Origin of the sequence: Pseudomonas sp. BN607 (assembly GCF_029871175.1) — a bacterium.
GTDB lineage: Bacteria > Pseudomonadota > Gammaproteobacteria > Pseudomonadales > Pseudomonadaceae > Aquipseudomonas.
Genome location: NZ_SSOE01000022.1, coordinates 1 through 15,745, shown reverse-complemented (window position 1 = coordinate 15,745; position 15,745 = coordinate 1). Strand labels below are relative to the sequence as shown.

Annotated in this window: 15 protein-coding genes; 3 read left to right on the top strand and 12 right to left on the bottom strand. The window is 60.9% G+C overall.

The genetic code is table 11. The annotated features are described in order from the left end of the window. Window positions 1-262: 262 nt before the first annotated feature. Window positions 263-1,033: a TerC family protein gene (locus E8E68_RS03015; protein WP_110743581.1), complete on the bottom strand. Its 771-nt coding sequence runs from the start codon at window positions 1,031-1,033 to the stop codon at window positions 263-265. A 72-nt stretch (window positions 1,034-1,105) separates the two neighbouring features. Next, window positions 1,106-2,413: a CitMHS family transporter gene (locus E8E68_RS03010; RefSeq protein WP_110743582.1), complete on the bottom strand. Its 1,308-nt coding sequence runs from the start codon at window positions 2,411-2,413 to the stop codon at window positions 1,106-1,108. Window positions 2,414-2,679: 266 nt separating this feature from the next. On the opposite strand from E8E68_RS03010, the gene E8E68_RS03005 reads away from it, so the two are divergent. Continuing rightward, entirely contained in the window at window positions 2,680-3,081 is a 402-nt protein-coding gene (locus E8E68_RS03005; RefSeq protein ID WP_266033799.1) for a GFA family protein, read from the top strand. A 39-nt stretch (window positions 3,082-3,120) separates the two neighbouring features. Here the strand turns inward: E8E68_RS03005 and E8E68_RS03000 are convergent, their stop codons facing one another. From E8E68_RS03000 to E8E68_RS02955, 10 genes are all read right to left on the bottom strand, one after another. Next, the gene (locus E8E68_RS03000) at window positions 3,121-5,076 is read right to left on the bottom strand and encodes a DUF4105 domain-containing protein (RefSeq protein ID WP_280339644.1); all 1,956 of its coding nucleotides are present in this window, start codon (window positions 5,074-5,076) and stop codon (window positions 3,121-3,123) included. Then, a complete protein-coding gene (locus tag E8E68_RS02995) occupies window positions 5,073-5,393 on the bottom strand; it encodes a DUF2388 domain-containing protein (RefSeq protein ID WP_266033804.1) in 321 nt (106 codons plus the stop codon). The genes E8E68_RS03000 and E8E68_RS02995 overlap by 4 nt, the downstream gene beginning before the upstream one ends. Window positions 5,394-5,429: 36 nt before the next feature. Then, window positions 5,430-5,723, bottom strand: coding sequence for a DUF2388 domain-containing protein (locus E8E68_RS02990; protein ID WP_266033806.1), 294 nt, complete (start codon window positions 5,721-5,723; stop codon window positions 5,430-5,432). A gap of 89 nt (window positions 5,724-5,812) precedes the next feature. Then, complete coding sequence (locus tag E8E68_RS02985) at window positions 5,813-6,130, bottom strand: DUF2388 domain-containing protein (protein ID WP_201204206.1); 318 nt, start codon at window positions 6,128-6,130, stop codon at window positions 5,813-5,815. 305 nt (window positions 6,131-6,435) lie between these two features. After that, window positions 6,436-6,651, bottom strand: coding sequence for a DUF1127 domain-containing protein (locus tag E8E68_RS02980; protein WP_003256968.1), 216 nt, complete (start codon window positions 6,649-6,651; stop codon window positions 6,436-6,438). Window positions 6,652-7,023: 372 nt separating this feature from the next. Beyond that, the gene (locus E8E68_RS02975; RefSeq protein WP_110743588.1) at window positions 7,024-8,517 is read right to left on the bottom strand and encodes an acetyl-CoA hydrolase/transferase family protein; all 1,494 of its coding nucleotides are present in this window, start codon (window positions 8,515-8,517) and stop codon (window positions 7,024-7,026) included. A 184-nt stretch (window positions 8,518-8,701) separates the two neighbouring features. Further along, a complete protein-coding gene (locus tag E8E68_RS02970) occupies window positions 8,702-10,138 on the bottom strand; it encodes an NAD(P)(+) transhydrogenase (Re/Si-specific) subunit beta (protein ID WP_266033819.1) in 1,437 nt (478 codons plus the stop codon). Between the two features lie 2 nt (window positions 10,139-10,140). After that, complete coding sequence (locus tag E8E68_RS02965) at window positions 10,141-10,455, bottom strand: NAD(P) transhydrogenase subunit alpha (RefSeq protein WP_003256966.1); 315 nt, start codon at window positions 10,453-10,455, stop codon at window positions 10,141-10,143. An 11-nt stretch (window positions 10,456-10,466) separates the two neighbouring features. Then, a complete protein-coding gene (locus tag E8E68_RS02960) occupies window positions 10,467-11,588 on the bottom strand; it encodes a Re/Si-specific NAD(P)(+) transhydrogenase subunit alpha (RefSeq protein ID WP_266033823.1) in 1,122 nt (373 codons plus the stop codon). 435 nt (window positions 11,589-12,023) lie between these two features. Continuing rightward, entirely contained in the window at window positions 12,024-12,923 is a 900-nt protein-coding gene (locus tag E8E68_RS02955) for a LysR family transcriptional regulator (RefSeq protein WP_266033825.1), read from the bottom strand. A 161-nt stretch (window positions 12,924-13,084) separates the two neighbouring features. Here E8E68_RS02955 and E8E68_RS02950 point away from each other — a divergent pair, with 161 nt between their 5' ends. Both E8E68_RS02950 and E8E68_RS02945 read left to right on the top strand, forming a co-directional pair. Then, window positions 13,085-14,266, top strand: coding sequence for an acyl-CoA dehydrogenase (locus E8E68_RS02950; RefSeq protein ID WP_110743591.1), 1,182 nt, complete (start codon window positions 13,085-13,087; stop codon window positions 14,264-14,266). Window positions 14,267-14,280: 14 nt separating this feature from the next. Beyond that, window positions 14,281-15,501 (top strand): CaiB/BaiF CoA-transferase family protein, encoded by a 1,221-nt coding sequence (locus tag E8E68_RS02945; RefSeq protein ID WP_280339635.1) that lies wholly within the window; start codon window positions 14,281-14,283, stop codon window positions 15,499-15,501. Window positions 15,502-15,745: the final 244 nt, after the last annotated feature.

Here is a 15,745-nt window from a genome sequence, read left to right as displayed (position 1 = left end):
GGCCCCCTGTTGTACAGGCCCAGCGGGCCAAGGGAAGAAGCGTGAGTGTTTGAATAATTTTCAGTGCTCACTCAAAGCTTTAGTTGTTTTGCGCAGCTGTCGCCAGCTTCGCATGGTGGTCATTTATTTGAAACACATGGGAGATGAATGTTGCCTGTGCGTTCCACCTCGCGGGCAAGTCGGCTCCCACAGCGGCCGAGCACTGGCGTGCAGGCATGAAAAAGGGCCCCGAAGGGCCCTTTCCTGTCCTGCACTCCTGATCCTATTGACCCGGAATGTCCTTGCGCAGTTTCACAGGCTCATGCTCTTTGCCTTCCTTGCGGGCAAGGGCAGTACGCATGCGGATGTTGATAGCTTCTACCGCCAGCGAGAAGGCCATGGCGAAATACACGTAGCCCTTCGGCACATGCACCTCGAACGCTTCGGCGATCAGCACGGTACCGACCACGATCAGGAACGACAGTGCAAGCATCTTCAGCGACGGGTGCTTGTCGATGAAGTTACTGATGGCGCCCGCGCACAGCATCATCACCAGCACGGCAACGACGATGGCGGCGATCATCACCGGCACGTGGGAAACCATGCCCACCGCAGTGATCACCGAGTCCAGCGAGAACACGATATCGATAATCGCGATCTGGATGATGGTGTAGAAGAACTTGCCACCTGCGCCTTTCGGCTCGTCGGAGCTTTCGTCTTCGCCTTCCAGGCCGTGGTAGATCTCCTGCGAGCTTTTCCACAGCAAGAACAGGCCACCAAAGAACAAGATCAGGTCCCGCCCGGATATGCCCTGGCCGAATACCACGAACAGGTCGGCGGTAAGGCGCATGACCCAGGTGATCGAAAGCAGCAGCATGATGCGGGTGACCATCGCCAGGGCCAGGCCGAAGATCCGGGTGCGCGGCTGCATGTGCTTGGGCATGCGGCTGACCAGGATCGAGATCATGATGATGTTGTCGATCCCAAGGACGATCTCAAGCGCGGTAAGGGTAAAAAAGGCAACCCAGATTTCCGGGCTGGTCAGCCATTCCATGTTTTTTCCTTTGAACGGTAAAGGCGACGGGCCCAAACCAAGGGCGCGTCGCGGTAGGGTAATTCGTACTTATTAAAGACTACTGAACAACGGGAAAATCCCCATCAGCAGCGCGGCGAACATTATGCACAGGCAGACCAGCACTGCCCACTTCAGGGTGAAGCGTTGATGATCGCCGAATTCGATACCCGCCAGGGCCACCAGCAGGTAAGTGGAAGGCACCAGCGGGCTCAGCAGGTGTACCGGCTGGCCGACGATCGAGGCTCGGGCCATTTCGACCGGGCTGATACCGTAGTGGCTGGCGGCTTCGGCCAGCACCGGCAGCACGCCGTAGTAGAACGCGTCGTTGGACATGAAGAATGTGAACGGCATGCTCACGATCGCGGTGATGACTGCCAGGTACGGGCCCAGTGCCTCGGGGATCACCGCCAGCAGGCTCTTGGACATGGCATCGACCATGCCGGTACCCGACAGGATGCCGGTGAAGATGCCGGCGGCAAAGATCAGCCCGGTCACGGCCAGCACGCTGCCGGCGTGGGCGGCGATACGGTCCTTCTGTTGCTGCAGGCACGGATAGTTGACGATCATGGCGATGCTGAAGGCGATCATGAACAACACCGGCAGCGGCAATACGCCGGCGATGAGGGCGACCATCAGGGCGGCGGTGAGCGCGCCGTTGAAGTACAGCAGCTTGGGCCGGCGCGCTTCCGGGTACTGCGACACGCTGACTTCGCTATGGTCGATGTCGTCGGTAGGCAGGTGCAGCTCGCCAAGGCGGACACGCTCGCGCTTGCCGTACATATAGGCGATGGCCAGGATCGCCAGCACGCCGAACAGCATGGCCGGGATCATCGGCACGAAGATGTCCGACGGGTCGACATGCAGGGCGCTGGCGGCACGGGCGGTCGGGCCACCCCATGGGGTCATGTTCATCACCCCACCGGCGAGGATGATCAGGCCGGCCATGATCCGCGGGCTCATGCCCAGGCGGCTGTACATCGGCAGCATGGCGGCGCAGCAGATCATGTAGGTGGTGGCGCCGTCACCGTCGAGCGAGACCACCAAGGCCAGCACGGCGGTACCGACCGAGACTTTGAGCGGGTCACCCTTGACCAGCTTGAGGATCTTGCGCACGGCCGGGTCGAACAGGCCGGAGTCGATCATCAGGGCAAAGTACAGGATGGCGAACATCAGCATCACGCCGGTTGGCGCAAGCTTGCTGATGCCTTCGAGCATCATCGGGCCGATCTTGGCGGAAAAACCACCGAACAGGGCGAACAGGATCGGTACCAGGATCAACGCGATCAAGGCCGACAGGCGCTTGGTCATGATCAGGTACATGAAGGTGATGACCATGGCAAAGCCGAGGAAGGTCAGCATGGCAATACTCCAGGCGTGGCGCTACGAAAGGAACGTCGATTCGGGCGGATCAGCGCGTATGGCGGTGCGCGGGGAGCATGCGGAGGGGTACTGCAGGAAGGCGGGCACAGGAATACATCAGAATCACCATTGTTGTTGTTGATTGGGCCGGGCGCGGTTTTTACCGGGTGCCCTGGCTGACCGGTCTTGTGCCGGTGGTGGGCCTATCCTATGAGGGCAAGCTTTCAGCCAGCTTTCGCCAATGCAAAGGCGACGAGAGGTAGGTGATGCAGGATGTAACCGAGGGTGGCTGCCATTGTGGCGCCTTGCGTTATCGGCTGGAGGGTGACCTGACGGACATCGCCCACTGCCATTGCTCGATTTGCCGGCGGGTTAGCGGCGGGCTGGTGGTGACATGGCTCACCCTGCCCCGCTCTGGCTTCCAGTGGCTGGCGGGTGAGCCCAGCTGCTACCTGGCGCCGGCCAGTTGCAGCCGCTTCTTCTGTGGGCAGTGTGGGGCGCATGTGGCGCTGGTGACCACCCACAGCCCGCAGACGATCGATGTAACGGTGGCCACGCTTGACCACCCGGAGCGGGTGCGGGCCAACCGGCATATCTGGGTGGCTAGCCGGTTGCCTTGGTTGCAACTGGACGAGGGCTTGCCTTCGGACGCTGGAGAGGCGTCGTAGGAGCGGCCTTGCGGCGCGACAGGTTCGATGCACCAGTCATCATAATTGCAGGCCGCCCGCAGCCTTGTGCAGCGCTCGCAGATGCTCGCCGATCTGTTTCACGTTAGCCTCGACCGCAGCAATTTCTTTGGCCCGCGAAGGCTCCAGCAGCGCCCTCACCTCTTTGTCCAGGCTGGTACTCAAGCGCAACAGCTGTGCCTGCCGCTCGGTGCTCTCCTGCTCCAGGTGCTTGCGCTCCTCCAGCTGTGGCAGGCCATAGCCCTTGGCATCCAGCAACTCTGCCGGCCGGCTGAGAAAACCGCTGTTGGCGAGCATCTGCTTGAGCGTCGAATCGGCCTTGTTGATGCTGCCGTCCTTCAGCGCGGCGGCGTTCAGGTAGCGTTGCTTGACCTCGTCCTGGGCCAGCAGCAGTTGCCGTCGCAAGCTGGCCTGTTCGAGCAGCAACAAGGCAGCGCTGGTGCGCAGGTCGGCCTTGGCGAACCAGGGCCGGCGTTGTTCGGCATCCAGGGCCAGCCAGTCCTCCACTTGTGCCTGTTCGATCGGCAATTGCTTGCGCAGCACCTCGAACATGGCCTGGTAGCGCTCGCGGTAGGAGTCAAAACGGTAACCCAGGCGCAGCGCCTCGCGCGGGTTGTCGAGCACGCTGGTATCGGCCAGCCCCCTCCCCTTGAGCACGGCCAGCAAGCCGTTCGGCATGATGCTGTCGAGGTCGTTCAGCTGTGGGTTGGCGGTGCCGCTGCGCAGCAGCTTCAGCGATTCCACCGCACAGTTGTTGGACAGGAACCAGTAGTTGCCGTCATAGCTCCAGTGCATCTCCGCAGCCTGGCGCACCAGGTTCTCGATTTCTTCGCGGTTGAGCTTCAACGGGACCGACGCCAGGCTGCGCAGTTCGGTCTTGGTGTATTCGTCGATCACCTGACCCAGCGGCAGTACGAACAACCGCGATGGGTAAACGCCGACCAGGCCATCCCAGCTGGACAGTTGTACGTCGTTCACGAAGGCGCGGTACGACAGCACCAGGCTCTGGTCGAGGTCCAGGCGGCAATCCGGCCCGCGAGGGCGGCCCGGCTTGCAGATGACCAGGCGGAGCATGCTGTGGCCCCAGCGGCTGACCAGGTTCTGGTTGGCCTCGGCCAGCAGGTAATCCACTTCATAGACCCGTTCGGGGTCTATCTCGCCCAGCGGTTGGCGCGCGAAGTCGCTGCCGGCGTTGATGAACGGCAGGCCCTTGGCACAGGTGTCCTGTTGCGGTACCCAGCCGAAGTGTTCGCGCAGGTATTGGTTCAGTGCCGGGCGGCGGCAGCCATAGCTCGGGTCGAGGAGGAAATACTCCATATTGACCGCGATGTATTCCTTGGGGCTGCTCAACTCGTAGCTGTCGGGGCTGCGCACGAACTGGCCGTTGTGCTGCTCACGCTCGCCGCGCCGGCCGACGTACTGCTGCCAGCCAGCCAGGTCGAGCAGGCGCGGGTCGTCGCTGAGGGTGAAGCGGCGCTCTGCCTGGCCACGGCATTCCTCTGGCAGACCGACCTTGCCCAGCGTGCCTTGCTGGCGTTTGCAGCGGGCGATCAGCGACTTTTCGGCGCTCGGCCACAGGCGGGCACGGTCATAGATATGGGTGAGCTCGTGCAACACGGTGGCCAGCAACTCCTCGCGCACTGTGCCATGCGGGCGGCTGGTGCGCTCTTGGGCGGCGCTGCCGTCGGTGAGGCTGGGGAGCAGGCGGCGGTTGAGCTCAAGGGTGGACACCAGCGAGGCCTGGCCATAGGCGTCGGCCGGCATGTTGTCACTCCAGCTGACCCGCACGCGGCGGTCCAGCTGTTGTTTGAAGCGTGGGGGCAGCTTGCCCATGGCCTCGTCGAGCAAGGCCTGGGTAGCTTGGGTTTGTTGCGGGTCGAGGCCGGACGCCTGCAGCTCAAGCTGCAGGTCGGCCAAGGCGGGCGTGCCGAGCAACGTCAGGGCGCAGCCGAGCAGCCAGGCGCGTATGCGCTTCACAGTGCGAGGATGGCTTCGGCCAGTACCTGGTCGCTTGCGCCGCGCGCTTGCGGTACGCGCTCGCGCAGAGTGTTGAAAGCGGCCTCGAGTTGCGCGCCCCGGATATCTCCGTTGCTGGCGACGAAACTGGCGGCGTCGTCATGGGCCTCACGTACCACTTTGGAGTCGCGGATCGAAGTAGTGGTGTCCGAGGTGAAGTCGATCGAGCGGCCAAAGGCACGCACGATGATGTTGCTGGTGGCCACCAGAGTCTGTGCCTGGGCCAGGTCAGCCAGCAGCAGCATGCCGAGGGTAGCGGCAATCAGCGGTTTACGCATGGAGCATCTCCGAAAAATACAGGGAGTCAGGGGTAGTTATTGGACGAGAATTGCCTGTGCCAGTTCCAGGTCGCCGACGGCATGCCGTGTGCAATTGTGGCGTAATGATTCCAGAGCGGCTTCAAGGCGCGCTCCACGAATCAGGCCCTCGCTGGCAACGAACGCCGCAGCATCGTCACGTGCCTGGCGGACCAGCTTGCGGTCGAACGGGGCGGAGGTGACCTGGCTGGTAACGTAGCCGGTAATCACCAGACCTTGCGTGGTGGTGTCCATGGCATGGGCGCTAGCCACGCAGGCGAGGGAAAGCAGCAGAGACAACAGATAACGCATGGGCTCTATAAACGGCTGGAGACAGTAGCGGCAGTGCCGGGTACGGCTGTGCTGGTGCTGACCAGCACAGCTGCTTTATTCAGGCCGGGTCAGAGTGCCAGGATGGCCTGGGCCAGTTGTGCGTCGCTGGCCTGCAGGGCTGGCATCTGCGAGCGGATGTGCAGGAATGCGCTTTCCAGCTTGGCGCCGCGGATGTCGCCCTGGCTGCCAACGAAGCTGGCGGCGTCGTCACGGGCAGCCTGGACGATCTTGTCGTCACGGAAGGAGGAGGAAACATCGGAAGTGGCATCGGTGGACGCGGCTACTGCGCCTACGACAGCGTCAGTGGTGACAACGAAGCTGGTGGCGTTTGCGGTGCCAGCCAGGCTCAGCATCAGGGCGGCGCCAATCAGGTATTTACGGGACATGATGGTGGACTCCTGGACTATGGGCGGGTAGTTCTGTCTATCGGACGCTTGCACAGCGCATCGCGGTACTTTTGACAGTGGTTTATACCAAGCTGTTAAGCCAAGCGTATCACGCGCCAGTGTTTGCGGTAGTTAATGAACAGCGCACCATTAAACTGTACTGGTATGTTGTAAGGTTTTCCAAAACTGTGCATGTTACTGGGCCAGACGCTCTGGCATGCGGCCCGGAAACAAAAAACCCGTTGCAGTTTCCTGCAACGGGTTTTTGGAATTCGCGGTGCCGGCCGCAGCCGGCAAGCCGGTGCTTAGCGCCAGAAAGGCTTGCTCAGCTCTTCGTAACGCTGCGACTCGCTGATACCGGCGTCGGCCAGCAGGCGGGCGTCCAGGCGAGCCAGTTGACGGCGGCTGGCCATACGGCGCTGCCACAGCAGCAGGGTCGACAGAGCGCGCAGCGGCAGCGAGGCGTTGGATTGCTGGGCGTTGCTTTCAAAAACCAGACCGGAACTGAGGGTACGTTCCATGATGCTTCATCCTTCCGCTTATGGCGGGATTAGGTAGTGATTTAACTGATGCCAATGATCCTCCCCTCTTGTCCATAACAGTAGATACAGTTCTGTTGAAAGACGATGGCTCAGTTAACTGTGTAATCCTACTGTTGCACTCGAAATAGGCGCAACTGTACTGGTGCGCACTTGTTTGGTGCGTATTTGCTCAGAGAGCGAATTTTTGAGGGAAGGAAGCGAGAGATGACCGGTACAGTAGAACAGATTATTCAGCGTGTTGTTCGCAACGTATCTTGATAGAAGGATTTGGTGTTGACGCCTTTCCGCGGGCCAGCCCGCGAAAAGGCCGGAACGCCGGGAGCAGCGCCGGCGTTCCGCACCACAGCTGTATCAGCTCGCCAGCATGCGCCCGGTTTCTTCCAGGTTTTCGTGCCAGCTCAAGGCTTCGCGCAGAATGTGTGGGGTATGGCCGCCACGCTGGCAGGCGCGATCGAAGTAATCGTTCAGCGCAGCGCGATAGTCTGGGTGCACACAGTTGTCGATGATTGCCCTTGCGCGCTCGCGAGGCGCCAGGCCACGCAGGTCAGCCAGGCCTTGCTCGGTGACCAGGATGTCCACGTCGTGCTCGGTGTGGTCGACATGGCTGACCATCGGCACCACGCTGGAAATCGCACCGCCCTTGGCAATCGATTTGGTGACGAACACCGCCAAGTGGGCATTGCGGGCGAAGTCACCCGAACCACCGATGCCGTTCATCATTCGGGTGCCGCACACGTGAGTGGAGTTGACGTTGCCGTAGATATCGAACTCCAGTGCAGTGTTGATACCGATAATGCCTAAGCGACGCACGACTTCCGGGTGGTTGGAAATTTCTTGCGGGCGCAATACCAGCTTGTCCTTGTAACGCTCCAGGTTGCCAAAGACATCGGCGTTGCGGCGTGTCGACAGGGTGATCGAACTGCCCGATGCGAAGCTCAGCTTGCCGGCGTCGATCAGGTCGAAGGTGGAGTCCTGCAGCACCTCGGAGTACATGGTCAGGTCTTCGAAGGGGGACTCGATCAAGCCGCACATTACTGCGTTGGCGATGCTGCCGATACCGGCCTGCAGCGGGCCGAGCTTGTTGGTCATGCGGCCGGCGGCCACTTCTTTCTTGAGGAAGTTGATCAGGTGGTCGGCGATGCCCTGGGTTTCGTCATCCGGCGGCAGTACGGTGGACGGTGAGTCCGGCTGGTCGCTGATGACGATACCGACAATCTTGGCCGGGTCGATCGGGATGGCGGTGCTGCCGATGCGGTCGTCGACCTTGACCAGCGGGATAGGCGTGCGGGTCGGGCGGTAGGTCGGGATATAGATGTCGTGCAGCCCCTCGAGGTTGGTATTGTGCGAGAGGTTGATCTCGACAATCACTTGCTTGGCGAAGATCGCGAAGCTGGCCGAGTTGCCCACCGAAGTGGTTGGCACGATGTGGCCCTGCTCGGTGATGGCCACCGCTTCGATGACCGCGATGTCAGGCAGCTTCAGCTGCTGGTTGCGCAGCTGCTCGACGGTTTCCGACAGGTGCTGGTCGATGAACATCACTTGGCCGTCGTTGATGGCCTTGCGCAGGGTGCTGTCGACCTGGAACGGCATGCGGCGGGCCAATACACCGGCCTCGGTCAGCTGCTTGTCGAGGTCGTTACCCAGGCTGGCGCCGGTCATCAGGCTGATTTTCAGTGGCGACTGCTTGGCACGTTCGGCCAGTGCATGCGGTACGGCCTTGGCTTCGCCGGCGCGAGTGAAACCGCTCATGCCGACGGTCATGCCGTCCTCGATCAGACCAGCGGCATCAGCCGCACTCATTACCTTGCTGTGCAGGGAGGACAAGCGGATACGATCACGGTACATGGATTGTTATCTCGGGCTACTGAAACTACTGCCGCGCAGTCTAGAGATTTCGCCCATTGCCGTCCCGCGACCATGGTCGTATGAGAAGCCTCGAAATAGAGCCGTTGATCCGGATCAATAAAAGAAAAGCCCCGGCAGATTCTGACCGGGGCTTCCTTTATATCAGCTGGTTTGCAGAGAGGTTTTACTCCACTGCCTTGACCATGTCCTCAATGACCTTCTTGGCGTCACCGAACACCATCATGGTTTTGTCCAGGTAGAACAACTCGTTGTCCAGGCCTGCATAGCCGCTGGCCATCGAGCGTTTGTTGACGATGATGGTCTTGGCCTTGAACGCTTCGAGGATTGGCATGCCGGCGATCGGCGACTTTGGATCGTTCTTCGCCGCCGGGTTGACCACGTCGTTGGCGCCCAACACCAGTACTACGTCAGCTTGGCCGAACTCGGCGTTGATGTCTTCCATCTCGAACACCTGGTCATACGGCACCTCGGCCTCGGCCAGCAGTACGTTCATGTGCCCAGGCATACGCCCCGCCACCGGGTGGATCGCGTATTTAACGGTCACACCGTTGTGGGTCAGCTTCTCGGTAAGCTCCTTCAGTGCGTGCTGGGCGCGAGCGACCGCCAGGCCGTAGCCAGGGACGATGATCACGCTGTCGGCGTTGCTCAGCAGGAAGGTGGCGTCGTCGGCCGACCCGGACTTCACCGGGCGCTGCTCTTGTGAACCTTGCGCCGCGCCGGCGTCGGTATCGCCGCCAAAGCCGCCGAGGATGACGTTGAAGAACGACCGGTTCATCGCCTTGCACATGATGTACGAGAGGATGGCACCGGACGAACCTACCAGGGAACCCGCAATGATCAGCATCGAGTTGTTCAGCGAGAAACCGATACCGGCCGCTGCCCAGCCCGAGTAGCTGTTGAGCATCGATACCACCACCGGCATGTCGGCGCCGCCGATCGGGATGATGATCAGCACGCCCATGATGAAGGCCAGGGCCAGCATCAGGGTGAATGCACTGTAGTGACCCGTGAAGGTGAACAGCAGGCCCAGGGCGATGGTGGTCAGGCCCAGGATCAGGTTCAACTTGTGCTGGCCAGCGAACTGTACCGGTGCACCCTGGAAAAGGCGGAACTTGTACTTGCCCGACAGCTTGCCAAAGGCGATTACCGAACCCGAGAAGGTAATGGCACCAATGGCTGCGCCGAGGAACAGCTCCAAGCGGTTACCGGTGGGGATCGGGTCACTGATGGACGCGACGATACCCATCGACTGCGGCTCGAGCACGGCTGCAATGGCGATGAATACCGCGGCCAGGCCGATCATGCTGTGCATGAAGGCGACCAGCTCGGGCATCTTGGTCATCTCGACGCGCTTGGCCATGATCGAACCGGCGGTGCCGCCGACCAGCAGGCCGACGATGACATAGCCGATGCCGGCGGTGGCAAGCTCAGCCCCCAGCTTATAGATGAGGCCCACCGTGGTGAGGATGGCCAGGCCCATGCCGATCATGCCGAACAGGTTACCGCGCCGCGAGGTGGTCGGGTGCGACAGGCCCTTGAGCGCCTGGATGAAGCATACCGAGGCGACGAGGTAGAGGAGCGTTACCAGATTCATGCTCATGCTTACTTCTGCGCCTCGTTCTTGGTTTTCTTCTTGAACATTTCAAGCATCCGGCGCGTGACCAGGAAGCCACCAAACACGTTGACCGCCGCCAGTGCCACCGCCAGGGTGCCCATCAGCTTGCCGGCCGGGGTCACGGTCAGGGCTGCAGCGAGCATGGCGCCGACGATGACGATGGCCGAGATGGCGTTGGTGACTGCCATCAGCGGTGTGTGCAGCGCCGGGGTCACGTTCCACACCACGTGGTAGCCCACATAGATGGCCAGCACGAAGATGATCAGGTTGTAGATGCCATGGGAAATCAGCATGTCTTCCATTGTCGTGCTCCTTAGCCGTTCTTGCGGACGACCTGCCCATCGCGGCACATCAGGCAGGCCGCGACGATGTCGTCTTCGAGGTTGATGACCAGTGCGCCGTCCTTGTCGAACAGCAGCTTCATGAAGTCCAGCAGGTTGCGTGCATACAGGGCCGAGGCATCGGCGCCTACTTGGGCTGGCAAATTGGTCGGCCCAACGATGGTCACGCCATTTGCCTGTACCACCTGGTCCGCGACAGTCAGCGGGCAGTTGCCGCCTTGGGCTGCAGCCAGGTCGATGACCACCGAGCCTGGCTTCATCTGCGCCACGGTTTCGGCGCTAAGCAGGGTCGGTGCTTTGCGCCCGGGGATCAGCGCGGTGGTGATGACGATATCGGCCTGCTTGGCGCGCTCGTGGACGGCCTGGGCCTGGCGTTGCATCCAGCTGGCTGGCATGGGCCGGGCATAACCGCCGACGCCCTCGGCGCATTCGCGCTCCTCGTCGGTTTCGTAGGGCACGTCGATGAACTTGGCGCCCAGCGACTCGATCTGCTCCTTCACTGCCGGACGTACGTCGGACGCTTCGATCACCGCACCCAGGCGCTTGGCCGTAGCGATGGCCTGCAGGCCGGCAACGCCTGCGCCCAGGATCAGCACGCGCGCAGCCTTAACGGTGCCGGCGGCGGTCATCAGCATGGGCATGAAGCGTGGGTAGTGATGCGCAGCCAGCAAGACCGCCTTGTAACCCGCGATGTTTGCCTGCGAAGACAGCACGTCCAGGCTCTGTGCCCGGGAGGTACGCGGCGCCGCTTCAAGGGCGAAGGCGGTAATGCCGCGTTCGGCCATCTTGCCGATCAGTTCGTTGTTGAACGGGTTGAGCATGCCCACCAGAAGGCTGCCGCTGTTGATCAGCGCCAGTTCCTGGTCGTTGGGAGCGACCACCTTGAGGACCAATTGGGCGCCGTAGGCATCGGCTGCGCTCCCCAAGGAAGCACCCACGGCCTCATAGGCACTGTCCGGAATGGCGGCGTTGAGACCTGCCCCACGTTGGACGGTGACCTGATGGCCTTGGCCAATCAGTTTCTTGATGGTTTCGGGGGTCGCAGCGACCCTTGTCTCACCGGTCTGCGTCTCGAGAGGAACACCAATGTGCACGACTATTTCTCCTGCGGTGACCTTTTGTCTTTGTAAAAGCCAGCGCACTGCGGATGGTGTGCTGGGGCGGCAGTGGAGCGCCATCCCGCCGGATCCCGGGCGGGCGAAGCATTTTGCAGACGAAGCCAGGGGCCTTCAACCGGTTCTGGAGCGAAACGAAGTCAAAACTACAAGTCACCCTGTGACCGCGTGTCGCAGCTACATGGCTGCAGCCCGTCAATCATGGGCTATTGGCAGATTAGGAGAAAAAATCAAAAAATTTCGGTCAATTCGCTTTCGACTTGCTGAATGTCGCTAAATAACCCGCAAAGCCGCGCAGTCATGAGGGTTAAAGGGTATTTTTGGGCTTACGTAACAGTTTACGTATATGCGACAGATACATATATCTGTAGGTGTTTAAAATTATTGACTACGGAGTCAGGTTGTCGATCTTGATCACGCTTGCGCGCTGTACGCCTGGGCTTGGCTTAGCAGCCAGTCGCGGAAAGCGCGCAACGAGGCAGATTCCACCTTGCGCTCTGGGATCATCAGATAGTAGGCCTTGTCGCTACTCAGGGCGTATCTGTTAGCGACCACCAACCTACCCTCCTGCAACTCGCGCTGGATCAGGAACGGCGGTATCAGGGCTATGCCCATCTCGTGCATGGCTGCTTGGGCGAGCATCGAGAATAGTTCATAGCGGGGGCCTGTCATGTCGCACTCCACATTTATGCCTGTGCTGGCGAACCATTGTCGCCAAGCGTAGGGGCGCGTGCTTTGCTGCAGCAGGGGTAGCTGGGCGATGCGCTCTGCTTCGAGGGTGCCCTGCCCGGCTAGCAGCGCTGGGCTGCAGACGGGGACCGGGTTTTCCCCCATCAGGCGGTGCGACTGGGTGCCGGACCAGTCAGCGTCACCAAAATAGATGGCGGCATCGAAGGTGGTGTCGGCAAACAGGAATGGCCGAGTGCGGTTGGTGAGGTTGACCGTGACATCGGGGTGCCGCTGCTGGAAGTCCTTGAGCCGAGGAAGCAGCCATTGGGTACCAAATGTAGGCACCACTGCCAGTTCGATCACGTTGGCGCCCTGTTGGCGCATCACGGATAGCGTATCGCGCTCCACGGCGTCCAGTTGGGCGGCGACCTGGCGGCTGTAAGAGAGGCCGGCTTCGGTCAGCTTTACGCCGCGGCGCGAGCGACGGAACAGTTCCACATTGAGGAAGGCTTCCAGGCCACCGATCTGCCGACAAACGGCGCCCTGGGTCAGCGCAAGCTCCTGAGCAGCCTTCGTGAAGCTCTCGTGGCGCGCTGCCGCTTCGAAGCAAACCAGGGCAGTTGTACTGGGGATCTTGCGACGCATGTACATCTACCTCACTTGTAAGGCGTTCAGTATGGCGGTTTTTCGATCTACGAAGTGAGGAATTATCACTGGTTGGTGCGCAATACTCGTTTGTCCCGGCGGCCGATCAGGCCTAGGCTCAAAGGCACGAGAAACTGAGCCCTATTTCGAGGATTTCGCTCATGGCCGCTAAAGCAAGCTTCAACTGGATCGACCCGCTGCTGCTGGATCAGCAGCTTACTGAAGAAGAGCGCATGGTGCGTGACAGCGCTTATCAGTTCGCCCAGGACAAGCTGGCCCCGCGCGTGCTCGAAGCGTTTCGTCACGAGCAGACCGACCCGGCGATCTTCCGCGAGATGGGTGACGTCGGTCTGCTGGGGGCTACCATTCCCGAGCAGTACGGCGGCAGTGGCCTGAACTATGTGTGCTATGGCCTTATTGCCCGCGAAGTGGAGCGCATCGACTCGGGGTATCGATCGATGATGAGCGTGCAGTCGTCGCTGGTAATGGTGCCGATCAATGAATTTGGCACAGAGGCACAAAAGCAGAAGTACCTCCCCAAGCTGGCGAGTGGCGAGTGGATCGGTTGCTTCGGCCTGACCGAGCCCAATCATGGCTCCGACCCGGGTTCGATGATTACCCGTGCCAGGAAAGTCGACGGTGGCTATCGCTTGACCGGCAGCAAGATGTGGATCACCAATAGCCCGATCGCCGATGTCTTCGTTGTCTGGGCCAAGGATGATGCGGGTGACATTCGCGGCTTCGTCCTGGAGAAGGGTTGGCAAGGTCTGAGTGCCCCGGCGATTCACGGCAAGGTCGGCCTGCGCGCTTCTATCACCGGCGAAATCGTGATGGACAACGTATTCGTGCCGGAAGAGAACATATTCCCGGATGTGCGTGGTCTGAAAGGCCCATTCACCTGCCTGAACTCGGCTCGTTACGGTATTTCCTGGGGGGCGCTAGGTGCCGCTGAAGCTTGCTGGCACACCGCCCGCCAGTACACCCTGGACCGTCAGCAGTTCGGCCGCCCGCTGGCCGCCAACCAGCTGATCCAGAAGAAGCTTGCCGACATGCAGACCGAAATCACCCTGGCGCTGCAGGGCTGCCTGCGCCTGGGGCGTATGAAGGACGAAGGTACGGCTGCGGTGGAGATCACGTCGATCATGAAGCGCAACTCCTGCGGCAAGGCGCTGGATATCGCCCGCATGGCGCGTGACATGCTGGGCGGCAACGGTATCTCCGACGAATTTGGCGTGGCCCGTCACTTGGTGAACCTGGAGGTGGTCAACACCTATGAGGGTACCCATGACGTGCATGCGCTAATCCTGGGGCGTGCACAGACCGGTATCCAGGCCTTCTATTGATAAGGAGCCAGCCCATGGGCGCGCTTTCACATCTGCGGGTGCTGGACCTTTCGCGCGTGTTGGCCGGCCCGTGGTCTGGCCAGATTCTCGCTGACCTCGGTGCTGACGTGATCAAGGTCGAGCGCCCGGGCAGCGGCGACGACACGCGTTCATGGGGGCCGCCCTTCCTCAAGGATGCCGAGGGTGAGAATACAAGTGAGGCGGCCTATTACCTGTCGGCCAACCGCAACAAGCGCTCGGTGACCATCGATTTCACCCAGCCCGAGGGGCAGCGCCTGGTGCGCGAGCTGGCGGCAAAGTGCGATATCGTCATCGAGAACTTCAAGGTGGGGGGGCTGGCGGCGTATGGACTGGACTACCCGAGCCTGAAAGCGGTCAATCCACGGCTTATCTATTGCTCCATTACAGGCTTTGGTCAGACCGGCCCCTATGCCAGGCGTGCTGGCTATGACTTCATGATTCAGGGGTTGGGTGGGCTGATGAGCCTGACCGGCCGCCCGGAGGGTGAAGAAGGTGCTGGGCCGGTGAAAGTGGGGGTGGCGCTTACTGACATTCTCACCGGGCTCTATTCGACGGTCGCCATGCTCGCCGCCCTTGCGCACCGGGATCAGACTGGCGTCGGCCAGCATGTCGACATGGCGTTGCTCGATGTGCAAGTGGCTTGCCTGGCGAACCAGGCAATGAACTATCTGACCACGGGGACTGCGCCACGGCGGCTGGGCAATGCGCACCCTAATATCGTGCCCTACCAGGATTTCCCGACGGCGGATGGTGACTTCATTCTTACCGTGGGCAACGACAGCCAGTTCCGCAAGTTCGCCGAGGTGGCCGGGCAACCCCAATGGGCGGACGACCCGCGCTTTGCCACTAATAAGTTGCGCGTGGCCAATCGGGTCGAGTTGATTCCTTTGATTCGTCAGGCCACGGTGTTCAAGACCACGGCGGAGTGGGTGAGCCAGTTGGAGGCGGCCGGGGTGCCGTGCGGGCCTATCAATGACCTGGCGCAGATGTTCGAGGACCCTCAGGTAGTGGCGCGTGGTTTGGCAGTAATGATGCCGCATCCGTTGGCGGGTAGCGTCCCACAGGTGGCCAGCCCGATACGCTTGTCGGAGACGCCGGTGGAGTATCGTCGTGCGCCGCCGCTGCTGGGTGAGCATACGGAGCTTGTGCTGGAGGAACTGCTAGGGTTGGATGCGAGCGAGGTGCAGCGCTTGCGCGGTAATGGTGTGCTGTAGAGGCTTCAGCGTCTATTGAAAGCGGGGAGGCCGTCAGGCCTCCCCGCTTTGCTTTTTCAGGGATCTGAAGGTTTGTTGAAATTAAAGGTTGACGGCCTTTCGAATCCCCTTATAATGCGCCCCACTTCCAGCGACAACGGAACGACAAACTCCTTGAAATTCAATGAGTTAGGCGATTCGAAAGATGCTGTAAGGGCTACGATCTAATGATCGCCAGCGGTTGAGATGATGGTTGACAGCGCTT

Excerpts from the sequence above, each read along its gene's own strand:
- E8E68_RS03015 (WP_110743581.1), bottom strand. The coding sequence starts at position 1,033 with ATGGAATGGCTGACCAGCCCGGAAATCTGGGTTGCCTTTTTTACCCTT.
- E8E68_RS03010 (WP_110743582.1), bottom strand. The coding sequence starts at position 2,413 with ATGCTGACCTTCCTCGGCTTTGCCATGGTCATCACCTTCATGTACCTG.
- E8E68_RS03005 (WP_266033799.1), top strand. The coding sequence starts at position 2,680 with ATGCAGGATGTAACCGAGGGTGGCTGCCATTGTGGCGCCTTGCGTTAT.
- E8E68_RS02995 (WP_266033804.1), bottom strand. The coding sequence starts at position 5,393 with ATGCGTAAACCGCTGATTGCCGCTACCCTCGGCATGCTGCTGCTGGCT.
- E8E68_RS02990 (WP_266033806.1), bottom strand. The coding sequence starts at position 5,723 with ATGCGTTATCTGTTGTCTCTGCTGCTTTCCCTCGCCTGCGTGGCTAGC.
- E8E68_RS02985 (WP_201204206.1), bottom strand. The coding sequence starts at position 6,130 with ATGTCCCGTAAATACCTGATTGGCGCCGCCCTGATGCTGAGCCTGGCT.
- E8E68_RS02980 (WP_003256968.1), bottom strand. The coding sequence starts at position 6,651 with ATGGAACGTACCCTCAGTTCCGGTCTGGTTTTTGAAAGCAACGCCCAG.
- E8E68_RS02975 (WP_110743588.1), bottom strand. The coding sequence starts at position 8,517 with ATGTACCGTGATCGTATCCGCTTGTCCTCCCTGCACAGCAAGGTAATG.
- E8E68_RS02970 (WP_266033819.1), bottom strand. The coding sequence starts at position 10,138 with ATGAGCATGAATCTGGTAACGCTCCTCTACCTCGTCGCCTCGGTATGC.
- E8E68_RS02965 (WP_003256966.1), bottom strand. The coding sequence starts at position 10,455 with ATGGAAGACATGCTGATTTCCCATGGCATCTACAACCTGATCATCTTC.
- E8E68_RS02955 (WP_266033825.1), bottom strand. The coding sequence starts at position 12,923 with ATGCGTCGCAAGATCCCCAGTACAACTGCCCTGGTTTGCTTCGAAGCG.
- E8E68_RS02950 (WP_110743591.1), top strand. The coding sequence starts at position 13,085 with ATGGCCGCTAAAGCAAGCTTCAACTGGATCGACCCGCTGCTGCTGGAT.
- E8E68_RS02945 (WP_280339635.1), top strand. The coding sequence starts at position 14,281 with ATGGGCGCGCTTTCACATCTGCGGGTGCTGGACCTTTCGCGCGTGTTG.